Below are 19,000 nucleotides of genomic sequence, written 5' to 3' on the forward strand. Positions count from 1 at the left end.
CCGGCCACCTGCTGCTGGCCGGGCCGATGCCGATCACCGAACACCCGGACGCCACGGCAGCCGGCTATCACGGCAGCCTGATCGTCGCGGAGTTCGAATCCATCGACGCAGCCCGCGCCTGGGCGAACGCCGATCCGTACAAGGAAGCCGGCGTCTACACCCACGTCGACGTCTACCCGTTCAAACCCGTCTATCCGAAATGACTTTGCAGGAAACCCGCATCTCCGAAATCCGCAAGCGCCTGGAATCGGCCTTCGATCCCTACGAACTCGCGATCCAGGACGACAGCCACCTGCATGTCGGCCACGCCGGCGCCCGCAGCGGCAAGGGCCACTTCAGCGTTCGCATCCGCGCAAATGCCTTCGCCGACCTGCGCGCCGTGGAACGCCACCGCGCGGTATACGGCGCCCTGGGCGATCTGATGGATACCGACATTCACGCGCTGGCACTGGACGCGGCGCCCTAGCGCACCGCTGGTCGCACCTGGCGGCGACGCCGCCCGATCCACCACGCGATCAACAGCAGTTCCAGCGCCAGCCAGCCCGTCGCGCCCCAACGCATCAGCCCGGCCCGCTGCATCATCTGCAATTCGACCCACTCACGCGTCCGGCCTTTGCGGATGAACTTGGCCAGACCCAGCAGCGGATGTGGGCGAAGAGCGACGCGACCGGTGCGGGCCAGCAACTGCAATCCCGGCCGACCCTTGCGCGCAGCGCGCAGGATGACCTCGTCACCCTGACGGCCCAGCGTCTTCATCATTCTGAGCGTGCCGCGGCCGCCGGTTTCCAGCGCGTAAGCACCCAGCCCGGCGCGCCGGGTCAGGCGTGTGGCCAGCGCCAGATCGGCGGGATGTTCGACATGCCGGAGAATTCGCAGCGTCGTCGCCGCATCGGTTTGCCTGGCGAGACGACGTGCATCGGTCGCGACCGCGCCCAGGCGCCGCATGTCCCCGCCCCGATTGCCCAGACGGAGCAGCGAACGCGCGAAGCGGGCACTCATCGCGCCGGCACGACGGCCCGCCTTCAGCAGCGCCGCGCCTACATCGGCGGATGGCATCAACGTCAGCGCGAGCCCGAGCCCCGACAACGCCGCGATCACCGGGTCGGTAGGCTCGCCCTTCGACCATCGCCAGGACTGGATGATCAGGTCTCGGATGTCGCCGATCACGAACAGATCCGCCACCACGGCGCCGGCCAGCGCCACGTTGGACTCCGCCTCACCGGTGATCGCGCCGCGCGCGGCCTGCTGCCAGCGGTAGTCGGCGGACTCCCGGCGCTGGTTAAGCTGCTGCCGATACCGCATGCAGTCCGGGGCCGCGATCACGCCAGCGTCACATCCGGCCTCCAGACTGAGCCCGGCTTCCGAAAGCCGATCCGCCGCGAACTCCTGCTGGAATCGCTGCTCGAACGGTGCGTCATCCAGGGCCGCCAGGTCGGCATTGAATCGCTCCGTCGGGGCGAAGGTCCAGCACAGCCAGGCCAGCCATGATGCCGCCACCAGACGTCCCACTCTCCACAACCCGATCATGACTCGCCTTCGCCTGACAAACCCTGCAAACTTCCTCGCATGAAGCCACTTTACTCTGCGGCCTTCGGGCTTGCCGCGCTGATTCTTGCCTGCTGTCCCGTCCTGGCGAACGACGAGTCTGAGCAGATCCGGGACCCGAAGTGGGAAGTCGGTGTCGGTGGCGGCGGAACGGTGTTCCCGGACTACCGGGGCGCGGAGCATTTCAGTTCCTTCGGCATTCTGGCGCCCTACGCCGCATACCGCGGCGAGCGTTTTCGCATCGGCCGCGAAGGCGCCGCGGCGTCGCTGATCGAGGACTTCAATACGGAGCTGTCGCTGTCGCTGGCCACCTCACTGCCAGGCGATGCCGACGACAACCCGAACCGCGAAGACATGCCCGACATCGAGGGCACCTTCGAGATCGGTCCGTCGCTGGACTTCGTGCTGCGGCGTGAACCGCGCCGCTGGGTGCACCGCATCCGGATTCCCGCCCGCGCGGTCGTCGCCACCGACCTGCAAAGCTTCGAACCAATCGGCTGGCTGATTCACCCCAACTACGAAATGTCGCGCAACTGGCTGGTCAACGGCACGTCCTGGGGCCTGACCCTGTCACTGGGCCCGCTGTTCGCCACCGAGAAGTATCACGACTATTTCTACGAGGTGGATCCGCAGTTCGCCCGACCGGACCGTCCCGCATTCGCGGCCGGAGGTGGGTATTCGGGCGCCCGCGCCAATGCGGTGGTCACGTGGCGCCGCGGCGACACGCGTATCGGCGCGTTCGTGCTCTACGACAATCTGGCGGGCGCGGATTTCGCTGACAGCCCGCTGGTGGAAACCGAACAGGCGGTGATTTTCGGGATCGGCATCGCGCGCAGGATCTGGAAGAGCGAGGAACTGGCGCCCTACTCCCCGGTTCGGGAGCCGCCCGAACCGAAACGCCTCAAGCGTTCGAAGACGCCAGTAATCGAGCCGGCGCAGCCGGACGAATCAGTCGGCGTCGCCGAGTAACGCCCGCAGGCCGGCTTCGTCCAGCACCTCGATGCCCAGCGCCTCGGCCTTGGCCAGCTTGGACCCGGGGTCGGCGCCGGCCACGACGTAGTCGGTCTTCCTGGACACGCTGCCCGTCACCTTGCCTCCGGAGGCCTGAATCCGCGCCTTGGCGTCGTCACGCGTCATCGTTTCCAGCGAACCGGTCAGCACGAAGGTCTTTCCGCTCAGGGCCTGCTCGGCTGGTGATTCGACCACCTCGATTTTCGGCCAGCGCACGCCCAGTTCCCGCAAGGACTCCAGCACCCCGAGGTTCTGCTCCTGTTCGAAGAAGGAGCGAACATGGCGGGCCACGATGGGTCCGACGTCAGGCACCGCCAGCAACGCCTCCTCATCGGCATCGATCAGCGCCGGCAGGTCGCCGAATGCATTGGCCAGGGACTGCGCGGTGACCTCGCCGACCTCGCGAATCCCGATGGCGTAGATCAGACGTCCGAGTTCCGTCTGTTTGGACCGTTCCAGCGCCGCCACCAGATTGGCGGCTGACTTCTCGCCCATACGTTCCAGGCTGGCGAGTTCGTCCTGGGTCAGCGTGTACAGATCGGCCGGCGACTGCACGCGCCCGCTGGCGACCAGTTGCTCGATCAGCTTGTCGCCCATGCCGTCGACATCCATCGCCCTGCGCGAGACGAAATGCCGCAATGCGCCTTCCCGCTGCGCCGAGCAGACCAGCCCGCCCGAACAGCGCGCGATGGCCTCGCCCTCGGCGCGGACCACGTCCGAACCGCAGACCGGACAGGCCGCGGGCTGTTCGACGCGCTGGACATCATCGGGCCGCTCGTCGATCAGCACGCGCACGACCTCGGGAATCACGTCGCCGGCACGCCGGACCACGACGCGATCACCGATGCGCACATCCTTGCGCTCGATTTCGTCCATGTTGTGCAGTGTCGCGTTGGACACCGTGACACCGCCGACGAACACCGGGTCCAGCCGGGCTACAGGCGTCAGCGCCCCGGTCCGCCCGACCTGGAATTCGACGTCGAGCAGCCGTGTGCTGACCTCCTCCGCCGGAAACTTGTGCGCGATGGCCCAGCGCGGCGCCCGCGCGACCTGCCCCAGTGTCTCGCGGATGGCCAGGTCGTCGACCTTGTAGACGACACCATCGATCTCGAACGGGAGCTCCTCCCGCGCCGCCTGCAACTCCGCATACTGGCGCAGGCAGTCATCGATGCTGTCGACCCGTTGGTTGAGGCTGGACACCGGCAGCCCCCAGGCCGCGATCAGCTCCAGCAGTTCCATGTGCGTGGTCGGCAGGCTGCCCGCTTCCAGATGACCGACCGCGTAACAGACGATCTCCAGCGGTCGCCGCGCGGTGACGGCCGGGTCGAGCTGCCGCAGCGCACCGGCGGCGGCATTGCGGGGATTGACGAAGGTCTTTGCCCCATCGGCTTCCAGCCGGCGATTCATTTCGTGAAAGCCGGCCAGCGGCAGGTAGATTTCACCGCGAATCTCGACCAGCTCGGGGACATCGCCGGACAGGCGCAGTGGCACCTGACGGATGGTTCGGACATTGGCGGTGACATCCTCACCGGTGCGCCCGTCGCCGCGCGTGGCCGCCTTGACCAGCAAGCCGCGCTCGTAGGTGAGCGACACCGCCAGACCATCCATCTTCGGCTCGACGACGTAGACCAGCGCATCCTCGCCGGCGCGTTCGCGTGCACGGCGATCGAAATCGCGGACCTCCTGCTCGGAGAACGCATTGGCCAGCGACAGCATCGGCAGCCGGTGCCGGACCGGTTCGAAGGCGCTGTTCGGCTGCGCCCCGACCCGCTGGGTCGGCGAGTCCGGAACAATCAGTTCGGGATGCTCTGCCTCCAGCGCCTCCAGCTCCCGGTACAGGCGATCGTAGTCGGCATCCGGAACGCTGGGGTCGTCGAGCACGTAGTAGCGATGGGCGTGCTCGTGGAGTTGCTCACGCAGCGCGGCCGCCCGCTGCGCGGGCTCGATCATCGCGGATTCGCGCTCAGACGCGCGTCCCGTTGCAGCTCCTCCACACGCTCATCGGTCAGCAATTCACGCTGATCATCGAGAATGTCCGCCTTCAGCCACTCCGCCAGCTTGCGCGTGGTGCGCAGCATGTCGTCGAGGGCGACCTCCGGATGCTCGGGTCCGGGCAGGTTCATGAACACGACCAGTCCCGGGGTGGAAAAGGTTTCGGCTTCCTGGGGATCCAGGTGGCCCGGCTTGGCGATGCTGGCGATCGAGAAGACCTCCTGCGGCACACCACCCACTTCCTTGATCCGGTGATAGATGTGACGGTGGCCGAACTGCATCTTGAGCGTCTCCATCGACTGATGGATGTGCGTGCCGGGAATGAACGCATTCTCGCGTTCGACCAGATAGAACACCACCAGCTTCTGGTTGCCGGCTTCATCCGGCTCCGGCGAGGACGGGGCGTCGAGATCGGGCGCCGAGCGCACGCGGGGCTTGCCCACGCCGAACTCGTCGAACTGATCGCCGAAGTTGTCCCACAGGCCCATCTGGCCACGATCGTCATCGGCCGAATCACCGGCCTCGTCGCCCAGATCCCGCCGGCTGTACCAGTAGACGAGACCGACGACGGCCAGTCCGGCCACGAGCAGGGCCCATTGCATTGCACTCATGCTAAATCCGTTTCTGTGAGTCCAGGCTGCCGCATGACCGCCATTAGCCGGCCATCTCCAGCGCCTGTTCCATGTCAACGCTGACGAGGCGCGAGACACCCGGTTCCTGCATGGTGACACCGTGCAGCCGGTCGGCCAGTTCCATGGTCAGCTTGTTATGGGAAATGATTATAAATTGCACGTCGTCGGACATGTGCCGAATCATGTCGCAATAGCGGCTGACGTTCGCGTCGTCCAGCGGGGCGTCGACCTCGTCGAGCATGCAGAACGGCGCCGGCGTGAGCTGGAACAGCGCAAACAGCAACGCCACCGCCGTCATGGCCTTCTCACCCCCGGACAGCAACTGGATCGATGAGTTGCGCTTGCCCGGCGGCCGCGCCATGACGCGGATACCGGTCTCCAGCAAATCGTCCCCGGTCAGCTCCAGCGTGGCTTCACCGCCGCCGAACAGCAGCGGGAACCGGGTCTGGAAATGACCGTTCACCGTCTCGAAGGTCTCGCGGAAACGCGCGCGCGTCTCCCGGTCGATCTGGTTGATCGCGGTGGTCAACTGATCCAGCGCGCCGGTGAGGTCCTCGTGCTGGCGGTCGAGATACTCGGCCCGCTCCTGCTGCTCGGCGAATTCCTCGATCGCGGCGAGATTGATCGCGCCCAGTCGCTGAATTCGCCGCTCCAGCGAGGCGAGTCGTTCCACCCAGGCATCCACGGTCGCGCCCTCTTCGAGCTCGGCACGCACGCTGGACAGCGACACGTTCATCTCCTGCAGGCGCTCCAGCAACGTCTGCCGCCGCACCTGCAGGCCCTGCGCGTCCAGCTTGGCCTGTTGCAGGCGCTCGCGCAGCGGATCCAGCTTCGAGGCCGCCTTGCGCGCCAGATCCGCGCGCTCACGTACGCGCACCTCCGCGGTTTGCAGGCGTTCGCGTGCCTGACGCAGATCGGCTTCGGCCGCCTGCTTGTGCTTTTCGGCAGGCCCGCGCTCGGCCTGCAACGTCTCGATCGGCTTTTCGCTGCGATCAGCCCGGGCGTCCTCGGCGCGCATGCGCGCGTCCAGCTCCCGACGGCGGGCGACCAGTTCCTCCACCCGCTGGCGGGCCGCACCCAGCCGGGTCTCCCGCTCGGACAGCCGCATCGCGGAATCCTGGCGGGCGCGACGGGCCTGATCCAGGCCGTGGCGGATCTCGGCCATGTGCTGGCGGGCCTGGGTCAGTTCGACCTGGAGCGCGTTGCGGCGCTGCTCCGCCTGCGCCGCCTGCTCCATCAACTCGGTTAGCGCGCGTCGGGCCGCCTGAAGGCTGGCTTCGGCCGTGGCCTTGTTGTCCGCCAGTTCGGCCAGCTCGCCCTGCGCGGCGCTCTGGCTGCGCTTCAACTGCTCGACCTGACCCTGATCGCGTTCACGGTCGGCCAGCGCCCGCGCGGCATCCCGCGCCACCTGATCAGAGGTCGACAGCAATTCGCTGCGCTGCTGATCCAGTTCCGCAAGCTGACCTCGAATCGTCTCCAGTGACTCGCGCTGGCGTTGCTCCTCGGTTTCCGCGACCGCGACATCGCCGGTCAGTTGCTTGAGCATCCGCTCGCGCGCGATCACGGAATCTCCGGTGGCGCCGGCGGACGCGTACCAGCGATAGCCCGGGCCGAAGATCGAACCATCGGGCGTGACCAGACGCTGGCCGGGCTTGAGGTGATCGGCCCGTCGCGCCGCGGTGGCGACGTCATCGGTGTAATAGACACCGTCCAGCAGCGCCATCAGCACGGCCGGACCTTCGACGCAGGCGATCAGCGGCCGCGCGCCAGCCACCGATGCGGGCACCGAAACCGCGCCGGATTCGCTGTCCGACACCAGGCCCAGCGCCGCGGGCGGTGCCTCGTCCACTTCGGGAATGTCACCGGCCGCGACGGCCTGCAGCCAGGGCCCCAGCACCGATTCCACAGCGGTCTCGTAACCCGGCTCGACCTGCAGCAGCTTGGCCAGACGCGGCAGCTCAGCCACGCCGTTCTGCTCCAGCCAGGGGCCGAGACGTTCCTGATCCTGTTGCAACGCGGCCTTTTGCAACGCCTCCAGCGAGGTGCGCTGTCCGCGCAGACGATGCAGCTGCTGGCGAGCCTCGTCCAGCGCACGATCGGCTTCTCCGCGCGCCGTGCGCAGCCCGGCCAATTGCTGGTCTACATCGGCGACGCGCGCCCTTGCGGCCTCCAGGTCCGCAACCAGGGACTCGTGACGTTTCAGCGAGTCGGCCGCCTTGGTTTCCGCGGCCGGCAGGTCGATCTCGGCCAGACGCGTCGAGAGTTTTTCGCCGCGGCGCGCGTAGTCCTCGAGCTGGCGTTCGGCGTGCTCGACGCGGACGCGCTCGCGCTCCGCATCCCGCAACGGCTTCTGCGCCTGTTCGACGATCTGGTCCCAGCCGGCCTGGATCCGCGACAGTTCGGCCTCGCTCTGCGCGGCCTGTTCGGCCAGTCGGTCTTCCTCGGCGCTGGCGGAGGTCAGCGTCGCGCGCGCCTCGCTCAGTTCGGCCTCCAGTGCCTGACGCGTGTCGCCGGCGCTCTTCTGCTCGCTGTCCAGCCGGTCCATCTCGCCGGCCAGTTGCGCCTGCTCTCTGCGCCGGATCTCGGCCAGTTCCTGTGCATGGCGGATCGCCTGGTCAAGCTGGGACAGCGCCGATTCCGCGCCGTAGAAGGCGCCCTGCGCGGACTGCAGCCCGTCACTGGCGGTTTGCTGGGCCTGCCGCGCGTCGTCGGCGGCCTTCGCGGCCGCGTCGGATTCGCCGCGGGCGGCCTCGTAGGCCTGCCGAGCCGCGTCGATTCGGGACTGTTGCTCCTCGCCCTCCTGCTCCAGCGCCTGCAGGCGCAAGACGAGCAGCTCGGCGCCAACCTGACGCTCTTCCGACTTGAGCTGCTTGTAGCGCTCGGCGTTCTCGGCCTGGCGCTTGAGCAGCGCCAGCCGCTCGCCCAGCTCCGAACGCAGATCATCCAGCCGGTCGAGGTTGTCGCGGGTATGGCGAATCCGGTTCTCGGTTTCGCGGCGCCGCTCCTTGTAGCGGGAGATGCCGGCGGCTTCCTCGATGATGTTGCGCATGTCCTCCGGCCGCGCCTCGACCAGCCGTGACACCGTGCCCTGCTGGATGATGGCGTAGCTGTTCCGGGAACCCAGACCGGTACCCAGGAACAGGTCGGAGACATCACGACGGCGACAGCGCTTGCCGTTGAGAAAATAGGTGGACTGACCGTCGCGCGCCAGTTCACGCTTGACCGAGATTTCCGCGTATTGACCGAACTGCCCTTCCAGCTTGCCCTCGCTGTTGTCGAACACGAGTTCGACGGAGGCACGACCGACCGGCTTGCGCCCCTTGGAGCCGTTGAAGATCACGTCTTCCATGGCATCGCCGCGCAGCTGTCGCGCGCTGGACTCACCCATCACCCAGCGCACGGCGTCGATGATGTTCGATTTGCCACAGCCGTTCGGACCGACCACGGCCGTCAGGTTGGAATCCAGTTTGAGATGAGTCGGGTCCACGAAGGACTTGAACCCGGCTAGCCGAATGGCACTGAGCCGCATCAGGTGGCGCTGTTCAGGGGTATCAATTCGGTAGTGTAGATTAATGCGGTCGCCGCGAAGTAGCCGCGGACCGGTTCGGCCGGTCCCGGGCGCGCCATTTCGCCGCTCCCACTATCGTTGCCGCAGCCCGTCCGCACTGGCCTGGCGCCGCGCTCAGCCCTGGAGACCGCATGTCCACCCAGCCGTCCAAGGACCTGGAAACCTTTCCGAATCCGAACCCCGATCGCGACTTTCTGATCCGGATGCGCATTCCCGAATTCACTTGCCTGTGCCCGAAGACGGGCCAGCCTGACTTCGCGACGCTGTTCCTCGACTACATTGCCGACCGCAGTTGTGTCGAGCTCAAGTCGCTGAAGCTCTACATGTGGAGTTTTCGCGACGAGGGCGCCTTTCACGAGGCCGTGACCAACCGGATTCTCGACGATCTGGTGGCTTGCACCGCGCCGCGGTACATGCGGCTGACCGCGGAGTTCTATGTGCGTGGCGGCATCTACACGACGGTGGTCGCGGAACACCGGGCAGCGGACTGGACCCCCGGCCCGCCACCGCCCGTACCCCCGATCACCACCGGAGGCCCGGCGTGATCCGGCGCGGGACGATCGCCGCCGGTCTGCTGGCGATCTGCACCACCGCCCAGGCGCGTGTCACGCTGCCAATGCTCGACGCCGGACAGATCAACGCCAGCTGCGAGCAGGCGCTGACGCTGGGCAAGGCGCGTGCGGCCGGACTCGCGATGAGCGCCGACACCGAACGGAATGTCCTGCTGGACTGGGACCGGATGATGGCCGCGGTCGAGAACGCGGTCGGCCCGATCTACATCCTCGCCTACGTCCATCCCGACAAGGCGGTGCGCGACGCCGGCGAGGCCTGCATCGTCGCCTACACGCAGTTCGAGACCGGGCTTTACCAGGACGAGGCTCTGTACCAGCGCATCCGCGCGGTCGAACCCGCCGACGCCATCGACGCCAAGCTGAAGCAGGACCTCCTCAACGCCTTCGCGGATGCCGGCGTCAGCCTGCCGCCGGCCCAACGTCAACGGGCCGCGGAAATCCTCACCGAGGTGCAATCGCTGAGTCAGCAGTTCGCCCGCAACATTCGCGAGAACGACGAGACATTGAGCTTCTCCGGCGATGAACTGGCCGACCTGCCGGCAAGCTATCTGGAACAGCGTGGCGTCGAACCTGGCGGCACGCTGACCGTCGGCTTCGACTCTCCGGACTACGCGCCGTTCATGCGCAGCGCCAGTGACGAGGCCGCCCGTCGTCGCTACTACACCGCTTTCAACCGCCGTGGTGGCGACGCCAACCTGGAGATCCTCGACCGCATCGTCGCATTGCGCCACGAGTACGCGGTCCTGCACGGACTCGACAGTTATTCCGACTTCGTGCTTCAACGCCGGATGGTCGACAGCGTCGACAAGCTCGATGCCTTTCTGACCGAGGTCGGCGCGGTCACCCGAGAGGCCGAAGCCGCCGATGTCGAACGACTGCGGGCGATGAAGGTCGCGGCCCTTGGCCAGCCGCAGGAATCGGTAACGCTGCAACAGTGGGACCGCTCGTACTACATTGAGCAGTATCGCCAGCAGACCGCGCAGATCGACCAGGAGGCGCTACGTGCCTATTTCCCGTCGCTGGCGGTACGTGACTGGATTCTGGGCGTCACCGAAACCCAGTACGGCCTGCGCTTCGTTCCGGTCGATGTACCGGTCTGGCATGAGGATGTCGTCTACTACGATGTCGTCGATGCCCGCAGCGGCGAGCTGCTGTCGGGCATTTACCTCGATCTGTTCCCCCGCCCCGGCAAGTACAAGCACGCGGCCGCGTTTCCCGTCCGTGGCGCCAGTCGCGCCCAGGGCCGGACACCGATCTCGGTGCTGGTCACCAACTTCGATCGCAACGGGCTGACCCAGTCCGAGGTCGAGACCTTCTTCCATGAATTCGGCCACGGCGTGCATGGTGTGCTGTCACGCAGCCGCTACGTCTCGCAGGCCGGCACCAGCGTGGAGCGCGACTTCGTCGAAGCGCCGTCGCAGATGTTCGAGGAATGGGCTCGCCGCCCCGAGTCGCTGGCGCTGCTGCAGCAGTACTGCGACGGCTGCCCGCGCCTGGACGCCGACCAGATCGAACGCCTGGATGTGGCGCGCCGGCTGGCCAGCGGCATGCGCTACGCCCGGCAGCATCTCTACGCCGGCTTCGATTTCGCGCTCTACCGGGGCGAGCCTCAGCCGGCGATGACACTGTGGAAGCGGATGACCGCGGAAACACCTTACGGCTATGCGCCGGAGACGCAGTTTCCGGGGGCGTTCTCGCACATCGCCGGCAGTTACGCGTCGGGCTACTACGGCTACATGTGGTCGGAGGCCATCGCCCTGGACATGCTGTCGGCCTTCGGCGCCAGCGTGATCAACCCGCAGGTCGGCCAGCGGTTCCGCACCCTGGTGCTGTCCCGCGGATCGGAGCGCCCGGCCGAGGCGATGGTCGAGGCGTTTCTGGGTCGCAAGCCATCCAACGCGGCATTCTTCGAGGAAGTCCGCGGCCAGCGCAGTTCGGTCACGCGCTGACGAGCAGACCCATGCGACGGATCAGGGCGGTGAGCCCGTGGTCCGTCGCAACTGCCGGTAGAGCGGTTTCATTCGGGCATACATGCGCTCGTAGACCCGCCGGTACAGCCGGTCGTAGGTCCGCACCGCGGACGGATCAGGCTCGAACACTTCACCAACATGAGTCATGGCGCGCACCGCGCTGCGGTAGTCCGGATGCAGGCCAATGCCGACGGCGGCATTGATCGCCGCGCCCAGCGCCGAGGCCTCGTAGACATGTGGTCGCTCGGCCGGCAGCCCGAACACGTCGGCGGTGATCTGCATGGCCACGTCGCTTTGCGAGCCGCCGCCGGCGACCCGCAACCGCCGCACCGGCTGACGCGTGGTGCGTTCGATACGCTCGCGGCCATGCCGCAACGCGTAGGCCAGACCTTCGAGAATGGCCCGGTACATGTGCGCGCGGGTATGCACGTCACTGAAACCGATGATCGCGCCCTTGGCCTCGGGGCCGGGATCGCGAATCCCCGGACTCCAGTAAGGCTGCAGCATCAGGCCCTCGGAGCCCGGCGGAATGTCGCGAATCTGCTGATCCAGCACCGCCTCGGTGGGCAGGCCGGCCGAGGCCGCGATCTCCTCCTCCGGCGCGCCGAATTCCTGCTTGAACCAGGACACCATCCAGAAACCGCGAAAGATCTGGATCTCGGTGTTGAAATGCCCCGGCACGGCGGCCGGATAGGCCGGCAGGTAGCGGATTACCTCGCGGTACTTTTCAGAGACGGTATTGATCGTCGCAGTGGTGCCGTAGCCCAGACAGGCCACGTCCGCCGACAACGCGCCGGAGCCCAGGACCTCGCAGGCCTTGTCACCGGCCGCCGCGATCAGCTGCAGCCCGTGCGGCAATCCCAGCTCGTCCGCGGCGGCTTCGGTCAGCGCGCCCAATGGCTGGCCCGGCGGTACCAGTTCGGGCAGCTGGCTGGCTTTCACGCAAACGGCCTTCCATTTCCAGTCCCAGCGGTGCGCCCATTGTTGCTTGTTGTAGCTGAACGGGACATACCCCACCTGACTGCCGACCGAGTCCCGAATGTGGCCGGTGAGCCGGTAGGTCAGATACCCGGACAGGAACAGGAAATGCCGCGTCCGGCTCCAGAGCTCCGGCTGATTCGCCAGCAGCCAGTTGGATTCCGCGTCGGCACGAAACTGGGCGATGGTCTCGTGCACGCCCAGCCCGCGGAACAGCCAGCCCCAGGGCCCCGGAACGTTGCCCAGCCCCGGCTGCATCCGCTTGTCCAGCCAAAGGATCGCCGGTCGCAGCGGCCGCCCCGCTTCGTCCAGGCAGACGACCGAACCGCGCTGCGTGGTCAGACTCACCGCTGCAATCGATGTGGGGTCGATACCATCGTCGGCCCACAGTCGATGACAGCTGTCGCGCAACGCCGACCAGTACACCTCGACGTCCTGCTCCGCCCAGCCGGGCTTCGGAGACTGGTATGGCCGGAACGCCGTCTGGGCGCGGGCGATCAGCGTGCCGCGCGCATCGAAGACGATGGCGCGGGCGCTTTGCGTGCCCACGTCCAGCGCGAGCAAAAGGCGATCAGCCACCGACCGACGGCTCGATCAGGCTGTTCAGAAACGGTACGTCGATGACGTGGCAACCCGTCTCCTTCCCCAGGTTGTCCAGGACTTCCACCGGTCGATCGGCCTCACCCAGACTGTCGACGACCAGCACCGCCTCGTCGAATACCTGCGTGCGCGTATTGGAATTCACCGTGACCAGCGTCGTCAGCCCGGCGGCCCGCGCCGCCTGAAGCCCGACGTCGGAATCCTCGATCGCCACGCAGTGTTCCGCGACGACGCCGAGCCGCTCCAGCGCAAGCTCGTAGAGATCCGGCGCGGGCTTCTTGGCGCGTCCGTCCTCGGAACCCACCACCACGCTTACCTTGTCGATCAATCCGGGTCCCATGGCATGGGCCAGGAATGGCTCGATGCTCGCCCGGCTGGCATTGGTGACAATGGCCACCTGCACACCCATTTGCCGGGCCTCCTCGATCAGGCGACGCACCCCGGGACGCAGCGGAATCTTGCCGCGTTCCAGCCGCCTGGCGTAGTGCATGGACTTGGCCGAATGCACCGCATCCACGAGCTCGTCCACGGACTGCTCCCCATGCTCCGGCTGATAGGCTTCCACATAGTGACGCACACGTTCCCGCCCTCCGGGCATGTTCAGCAGCTTTCTGTAGAGCTTCGGCCCCCATTTCCAGGCCAGCCCCAGATCCTTGAACGCACTGTTGTACGCGGGGCGGTGCCCCTGGCTCTCGGTATCCGCCAGCGTGCCATCAAGATCGAACAGTAGTGCCTGTAACCACACGGGTCATCGTGATTTGAACGAGCAAGTCCACATAATACGGATGATGAAACCAACTGCGATGCCGAAGCAGACAAAGTTGTGACCTACGTCGGTCGTTTTGCGCCATCACCATCCGGCGCGTTGCACCTGGGGTCCGTGGTCGCCGCCGCTGCCAGCTATCTCGACGCTCGGACACATGCCGGTCGCTGGCTGCTGCGTATCGAGGATCTCGACACCGGTCGCTCCGATGCGAAGGTCGCGCAGGGCATCATCGACACGCTGGCCCGACTGGGCATGCAACCCGATGATGCCCCGACCTACCAGAGCCGGCAGCTTGACCGCTACCGGCGTGCGCTATCGACGCTGAGCGCTCGCGGACTCACCTACCCCTGCGCCTGCACCCGCGCCGAGATACGGGCGGCCTCGACGGTGCCGGGCGTCTATCCCGGAACCTGCCGCGACGGCCTGCCCCCCGGCCGCAAGCCGCGCTCAACCCGGGTGCGGCTGGATCAGGCTGAAGACAGCTTCTTCGATCGTTTCGCCGGCCCGCAACTCAGCCGGATCGGGCGGGACTACGGCGACCCGGCCGTGGTCCGCGCGGATGGCGCCTATGCCTACCTGCTGGCCGGTGCGATCGACGACGTACTCGACGAGGTCACCGACGTCGTACGCGGCGACGACCTGCTACCCACGACATCCACGCAACGACTGCTGCTCGCGCAACTGGACCTGAAACCACCCAGGTACGCCCACATTCCGGTCATAAGGGGTGATGACGGTCGCAAGCTGAGCAAGCAGAACCACGCGCAGCCGGTCGATGCCGACGCGCCTGTCGCCGTGATGTCGCGCGCATTCGAAGCGATGGGACTGTCGCCTTATCTGTCCCGGGCGGAAGCACGGGCCTCGCAGGACGCGTTGTGGGACGACGCAATCTCCGCCTGGCCGCGCTTCCTGGCCGACCGGGCAGCGGTGATTTCGCGCTAGCGCGGTCCCGACCTATTCGCGGCCAGCCCCATCTGGCACACTTCCGCAGTGCAACAATCCAAGAATTTTCATGACTGACGACGTCCGTGTCATCAAGAAATACCCCAATCGCCGCCTGTACGACACCGCAATCAGCCGGTACATCACGCTGGAGGAAATTCGGCAGCTGGTGATTGAAGAGGTGAAGTTTGTCGTCATCGACAAGCGGACCCGGCAGGACATCACCCGCAATATCCTGCTGCAGGTGATCTCCGAGCAGGAGGAAGGTGGCAATCCCCTGTTCCGAACCCAGCTCCTGGAGCAGCTCATTCGCTTCTACGGCGACAGCATGCAAAGCACCGCCAGCCACTACCTGGAACTGTCCCTGCAACTGTTCATCGAACGCAGCGGTCAGTTGAAGGAGCAGTTGCGGACGCGGCTGGGAACTGCGACGCCGTTTCAGACTCTCAAGGACCTGGCTGCCGAGAATACGCAGGTCTGGCGGGCGGTTCGACGTGAGTTCGTCAAGAACCTTTCGCGCGGCAAGACCGGCAAGAGCGAGGATGAGGAAGCCGGTTCGTCAACCGACTCGTGACCTCGGTCACAGCCTTTGCGTGCAGCGCAACATTTTTGTTGACACATTAGTAAGCTAACCATATACTGCATCGCAACATCAGATAGCTGATCAGCGACTTTCTGGCGCGGCAGCTTGAACAGAGTCTCCTCCAGAAAGGCCCTCGTGCCTTTCTCGCACCTTGGCCCCCTCCCCCGGGGGCTTTTTTTTGCCTGGAATACGGGATCGCCTGGCACACGCGCTGATCGTGTCCCGGCCGGCCCGGACATTCGACGGCGAATTTCTTCAGGTGGTTTGAAAACGAATCACGAGCCGGCGCCGCCATTGCGATACGGCGGCGGCTGTACCCGGGTCGGCTGACTCTTCGGAAAGCATACTGCGGACAAACAAAAGCCCGGGCGTGCCGGGCTTTTGTCCAGTCTCCTTGAGAAAGGCGTCACGCCTTTCACGCACCTTGGCACTCTCCCTCGAGAGCCTTTTCCACTTCACCCCCCGGATTCGTGGCAGCTGCTTCAATGTCCCCCAGGTCATGTGAAGCAACTGTTAATCGTTACATTAACGAATCCTATGGCGCGAAGCAAGCAACCGCGTCGCGGGACGAATCGACCATCCGGTCTATTCGCCCTCTCCCAGACGCATGGACAAGCGGATACGGCCCTGCTTGTCGACTTCCAGCACCTTTACGCGCACTTCCTGGCCTTCCGACAGCTCATCGGAAACGTTCTCCACACGCTTGTCGGAGATCTGCGAAATGTGCACGAGACCGTCCTTGCCGGGAAGAATGGTCACGAACGCGCCGAAATCCATGAGTCGGGCAACCTTGCCCTCGTAGATCTCGCCGGCGACGACATCGCGGGTCAGCTCCTCGATCCGCTTCACGGCGGCATCCGCAGCCGACTTGTCGACCGCGGCGATGCGCACGGTGCCGTCGTCATCGAGGTCGATGGTCGTGCCGGTTTCTTCAGTAATCGCGCGGATGGTCACGCCACCCTTGCCGATCACGTCACGGATGCGATCCGGGTTGATCTTGATCGTCGTGATCCGCGGCGCCCACTCGGACATGTTCTCGCGCGGCGAGTCGATGACCTTGTTCATCGCCTCAAGAATATGTAGCCGCGCCTCGCGCGCCTGATCCAGCGCTCGCTCCATGATCTCGCGGGTGATCCCGGCGATCTTGATGTCCATCTGCAGCGCGGTCACGCCTTCGGTGGTCCCGGCCACCTTGAAGTCCATGTCGCCGAGGTGATCCTCGTCACCGAGAATGTCGGTCAGCACCGCGAAGCGGTCATTGTCGAGGATCAGGCCCATGGCAACACCGGCCACCGGTGCCTTGATCGGCACACCGGCATCCATCAGTGACAGGCTGGTGCCGCAAACGGAGGCCATGGAGCTGGAACCGTTGGATTCGGTGATCTCCGAAACCACGCGGACCACGTAAGGAAAGTCGCTTTCCAGATCCGGCATCACCGCGGCGATCCCGCGGCGGGCCAGACGGCCGTGGCCGATTTCGCGACGCTTCGGCGACCCCATGAAACCGGTCTCCCCGACGCAGTACGGCGGGAAGTTGTAATGCAGCATGAACGGGTCTTTGGTCTCACCGGAGACGCTATCGATGATCTGTGCATCACGACCGGTACCCAGCGTGGTGAAGACCATCGCCTGGGTTTCGCCACGCGTGAAGATCGCCGAGCCGTGGGTACGCGGAATCACGCCGACCTGGATGTCGAGCCCGCGCACGGTGCGCGTGTCGCGACCGTCAATGCGCGGATGCCCTTCCAGAACGCGGCTGCGGACAATGCGCTTTTCCAGCTTGGAGAACGCACCGGCCACGTCGCCGGCAGTCCACTCGGAGCCCTCGTCTTCGGTGACCAGCTTGTCGACCAGTGCCGCGCGGATTTCGCCGAGGCGGTCCTGACGGGCCAGCTTGTCTGCAATGGCGTAAGCAGCGGTCACATCGGCTTCGGCCGTGGCCACGGCATCGGTGAGCGCGGTGTCTTCCGCGGCAGCGGTCCATTCCCAAGCCGGCTTGCCGGCTTCCGCCTTCAGTTCGTTGATCACGTTGATCACGGCCTGCGACTGCTCATGACCGAACAGCACGGAGCCCAGCATCACTTCCTCGGTCAGCACGCTGGCCTCGGATTCGACCATCAGCACCGCGTCGGACGTACCGGCAACGACGAGATCCAGCGCGGATTCCTTGATCTGCGACGCGGACGGGTTCAGCACGTACTCGCCGTTGATGTAGCCGACACGGGCCGCGCCGATCGGACCGGCGAACGGGCAGCCGGACAGCGTCAGCGCCGCACTGGCGCCGATCAGCGCCGGGATGTCCGCCGGCACTTCGGGGTTGACCGAAACCACGGTCGCGATGACCTGGACTTCGTTCAGGAAACCTTTCGGGAACAGCGGACGGATCGGGCGATCGATCAGGCGGGAGGTCAGCGTCTCGCCTTCGGTCGGCCGGCCTTCTCGCTTGAAGAAACCACCCGGAATCCGGCCACCGGCGTAGAACCGTTCCTGATAGTTGACCGTCAGCGGGAAGAAGCCCTGGCCCGGCTTGGCCTCCTTCTGGGCGACTGCCGTCACCAGAACCACCGTGTCATCCATGTTCACCGTGACGGCGGCGGAGGCCTGGCGCGCGATTGCGCCGGTTTCGAGCGTGACGGTATTGCTACCGTACTGAAAGGTCTTCTTGATCGAATCCATTATTTATCCGTTGCAAAAAAATCGGCCGACAGAACGTCGGCCGGAGTCGAATCGTTTCGGCCTAGCGGCGTAGACCGAGTTCCTGAATCAGAGCCTGATAACGCCCCAGATCCTTCTTCTTCAGGTAGTCGAGGAGCTTGCGACGATGGTTGACCATCTTCAGCAGGCCACGACGGGAGTGATGATCCTTCTTGTGCTTGGCGAAATGCTCGCCCAGCTCATTGATCCGCTTGGACAGCAGCGCCACCTGAACCTCAGGCGAGCCCGTATCGGCAGCCGAACGCTGATGCTCACCGATCACGCTCTGCTTCTGCTCAGACGACAACGACATTCATTTACTCCTGGAAAACAAGTCCGCCCTAGGACGGCGAAGGGCGCGTATTCTAGAGTGGCAATCGCGTGAAAACAAGGCGTTTTGTGCATTTTGACCGGCGTCCGCGACCGACGGCGCATCCGCCATGCGAAGCCTTGCTCACTCCGGCCCCGGTCGGGCCATCACGCGACGCGGTCCCACGCGACCATCGTCGAGAATTTCACCGATGCCGACGAGGTCGTCATCGGGCCCGACCATCGCCACCATCCCTTCCGTGGGAGCCTTTGCCACCTGCACGGCCTGGCCCTGGCGCAGGAAGAACGCCGAGTCCTGATTGACATGGACCATCGGCCAATCCCGCACGGCCTCGATCGCCGGCAGCAGCAAGCGGTCCAGCGCGTCCACCCCCGATTCGGCCAGCGACTCGATCGTATCCATCGTCACCATGTCGCCGGCAAACGGCCCCGCCTGGGTTCGGTGCAGCGCGGCCACGTGGGCCAGCGAGCCGCCGGCCACGGCGATGTCCTTGACCAGCGTGCGGATGTAGGTCCCCTTGGAGCAACGAACATCCAGCGTCACGCTGTCATCGCCGCGTCCCAGTACTTCAATCGAATGGATCGTCACCCGGCGGGTCTTGCGCTCCACCGTCTCGCCGGCACGCGCGAGTTCGTAGAGCCGCCGCCCCTGATGCTTGACCGCGGAATACATGGGCGGCGTCTGCTCGATCTCGCCAACGAACTGCGCGACCGCCCGAATGAATGCATCCGGATCAACGGCAGCCCGGCCAGTCTCCTCGCCCTCGGCATCACCGGTGGTCGTGCTCACGCCCAGGGTCGCGGTCACCTCGTAACG

The 19,000-nt window shown here is 65.7% G+C and carries 16 protein-coding genes; 7 read left to right on the plus strand and 9 right to left on the minus strand.

Features of this window, described 5'->3' with window-relative positions; all coding sequences use genetic code 11:
• Both ABNS06_RS04080 and ABNS06_RS04085 read left to right on the plus strand, forming a co-directional pair.
• On the plus strand, positions 1-203 hold a 203-nt coding region (locus tag ABNS06_RS04080; RefSeq protein ID WP_348672730.1), incomplete at its 5' end, for a YciI family protein.
• Complete coding sequence (locus ABNS06_RS04085) at positions 200-466, plus strand: BolA family protein (RefSeq protein ID WP_348672732.1); 267 nt, start codon at positions 200-202, stop codon at positions 464-466. The genes ABNS06_RS04080 and ABNS06_RS04085, both read left to right, overlap by 4 nt.
• Here the strand turns inward: ABNS06_RS04085 and ABNS06_RS04090 are convergent.
• A complete protein-coding gene (locus ABNS06_RS04090; protein ID WP_348672734.1) occupies positions 463-1,497 on the minus strand; it encodes a hypothetical protein in 1,035 nt (344 codons plus the stop codon). The genes ABNS06_RS04085 and ABNS06_RS04090 overlap by 4 nt on opposite strands.
• A gap of 69 nt (positions 1,498-1,566) precedes the next feature.
• Between ABNS06_RS04090 and ABNS06_RS04095 the strand changes: the two genes are divergently transcribed.
• The gene (locus ABNS06_RS04095) at positions 1,567-2,514 is read left to right on the plus strand and encodes a MipA/OmpV family protein (protein ID WP_348672735.1); all 948 of its coding nucleotides are present in this window, start codon (positions 1,567-1,569) and stop codon (positions 2,512-2,514) included.
• Here the strand turns inward: ABNS06_RS04095 and ligA are convergent.
• The 3 genes from ligA to smc are packed head-to-tail and all read right to left on the minus strand — an operon-like array spanning position 2,494 to position 8,709.
• Positions 2,494-4,506: an NAD-dependent DNA ligase LigA gene (gene ligA / locus ABNS06_RS04100; protein WP_348672737.1), complete on the minus strand. Its 2,013-nt coding sequence runs from the start codon at positions 4,504-4,506 to the stop codon at positions 2,494-2,496. The genes ABNS06_RS04095 and ligA overlap by 21 nt on opposite strands.
• Positions 4,503-5,159 carry a cell division protein ZipA C-terminal FtsZ-binding domain-containing protein gene (locus tag ABNS06_RS04105; RefSeq protein ID WP_348672738.1) on the minus strand — a complete coding sequence of 219 codons (657 nt, stop codon included), beginning with the start codon at positions 5,157-5,159 and terminating at the stop codon, positions 4,503-4,505. Before ABNS06_RS04105 ends, ligA begins: the two co-directional genes overlap by 4 nt.
• A gap of 43 nt (positions 5,160-5,202) precedes the next feature.
• A complete protein-coding gene (gene smc, locus ABNS06_RS04110) occupies positions 5,203-8,709 on the minus strand; it encodes a chromosome segregation protein SMC (RefSeq protein WP_348672739.1) in 3,507 nt (1,168 codons plus the stop codon).
• 170 nt (positions 8,710-8,879) lie between these two features.
• On the opposite strand from smc, the gene queF reads away from it, so the two are divergent.
• Positions 8,880-9,293, plus strand: a complete 414-nt coding sequence (gene queF, locus ABNS06_RS04115) for a preQ(1) synthase (RefSeq protein WP_348672740.1) — start codon at positions 8,880-8,882, stop codon at positions 9,291-9,293.
• A complete protein-coding gene (locus tag ABNS06_RS04120) occupies positions 9,290-11,269 on the plus strand; it encodes a M3 family metallopeptidase (RefSeq protein ID WP_348672741.1) in 1,980 nt (659 codons plus the stop codon). The genes queF and ABNS06_RS04120 overlap by 4 nt, the downstream gene beginning before the upstream one ends.
• Positions 11,270-11,290: 21 nt before the next feature.
• Here the strand turns inward: ABNS06_RS04120 and ABNS06_RS04125 are convergent, their stop codons facing one another.
• Both ABNS06_RS04125 and ABNS06_RS04130 read right to left on the minus strand, forming a co-directional pair.
• Positions 11,291-12,847, minus strand: coding sequence for an FGGY-family carbohydrate kinase (locus ABNS06_RS04125; protein ID WP_348672742.1), 1,557 nt, complete (start codon positions 12,845-12,847; stop codon positions 11,291-11,293).
• Positions 12,840-13,613 carry an HAD-IA family hydrolase gene (locus ABNS06_RS04130; protein WP_348672743.1) on the minus strand — a complete coding sequence of 258 codons (774 nt, stop codon included), beginning with the start codon at positions 13,611-13,613 and terminating at the stop codon, positions 12,840-12,842. The genes ABNS06_RS04125 and ABNS06_RS04130 overlap by 8 nt, the downstream gene beginning before the upstream one ends.
• Before the next feature lie 78 nt (positions 13,614-13,691).
• Between ABNS06_RS04130 and gluQRS the strand changes: the two genes are divergently transcribed.
• Complete coding sequence (gluQRS, locus tag ABNS06_RS04135; RefSeq protein WP_348672744.1) at positions 13,692-14,576, plus strand: tRNA glutamyl-Q(34) synthetase GluQRS; 885 nt, start codon at positions 13,692-13,694, stop codon at positions 14,574-14,576.
• A 70-nt stretch (positions 14,577-14,646) separates the two neighbouring features.
• Complete coding sequence (gene phaR, locus ABNS06_RS04140; RefSeq protein ID WP_348672746.1) at positions 14,647-15,150, plus strand: polyhydroxyalkanoate synthesis repressor PhaR; 504 nt, start codon at positions 14,647-14,649, stop codon at positions 15,148-15,150.
• 594 nt (positions 15,151-15,744) lie between these two features.
• Here the strand turns inward: phaR and pnp are convergent.
• From pnp to ABNS06_RS04155, 3 genes are all read right to left on the minus strand, one after another.
• Positions 15,745-17,835, minus strand: a complete 2,091-nt coding sequence (pnp, locus tag ABNS06_RS04145; RefSeq protein ID WP_348672748.1) for a polyribonucleotide nucleotidyltransferase — start codon at positions 17,833-17,835, stop codon at positions 15,745-15,747.
• Positions 17,836-17,896: 61 nt separating this feature from the next.
• The gene (gene rpsO, locus ABNS06_RS04150) at positions 17,897-18,166 is read right to left on the minus strand and encodes a 30S ribosomal protein S15 (protein WP_348672749.1); all 270 of its coding nucleotides are present in this window, start codon (positions 18,164-18,166) and stop codon (positions 17,897-17,899) included.
• A 141-nt stretch (positions 18,167-18,307) separates the two neighbouring features.
• Positions 18,308-19,000: tRNA pseudouridine(55) synthase TruB (locus tag ABNS06_RS04155; RefSeq protein WP_348672750.1), on the minus strand; the 693-nt coding region annotated here is incomplete at its 5' end.

Source organism: uncultured Abyssibacter sp. (assembly GCF_964000955.1).
In the GTDB taxonomy this organism is placed as follows: domain Bacteria; phylum Pseudomonadota; class Gammaproteobacteria; order Nevskiales; family OUC007; genus Abyssibacter.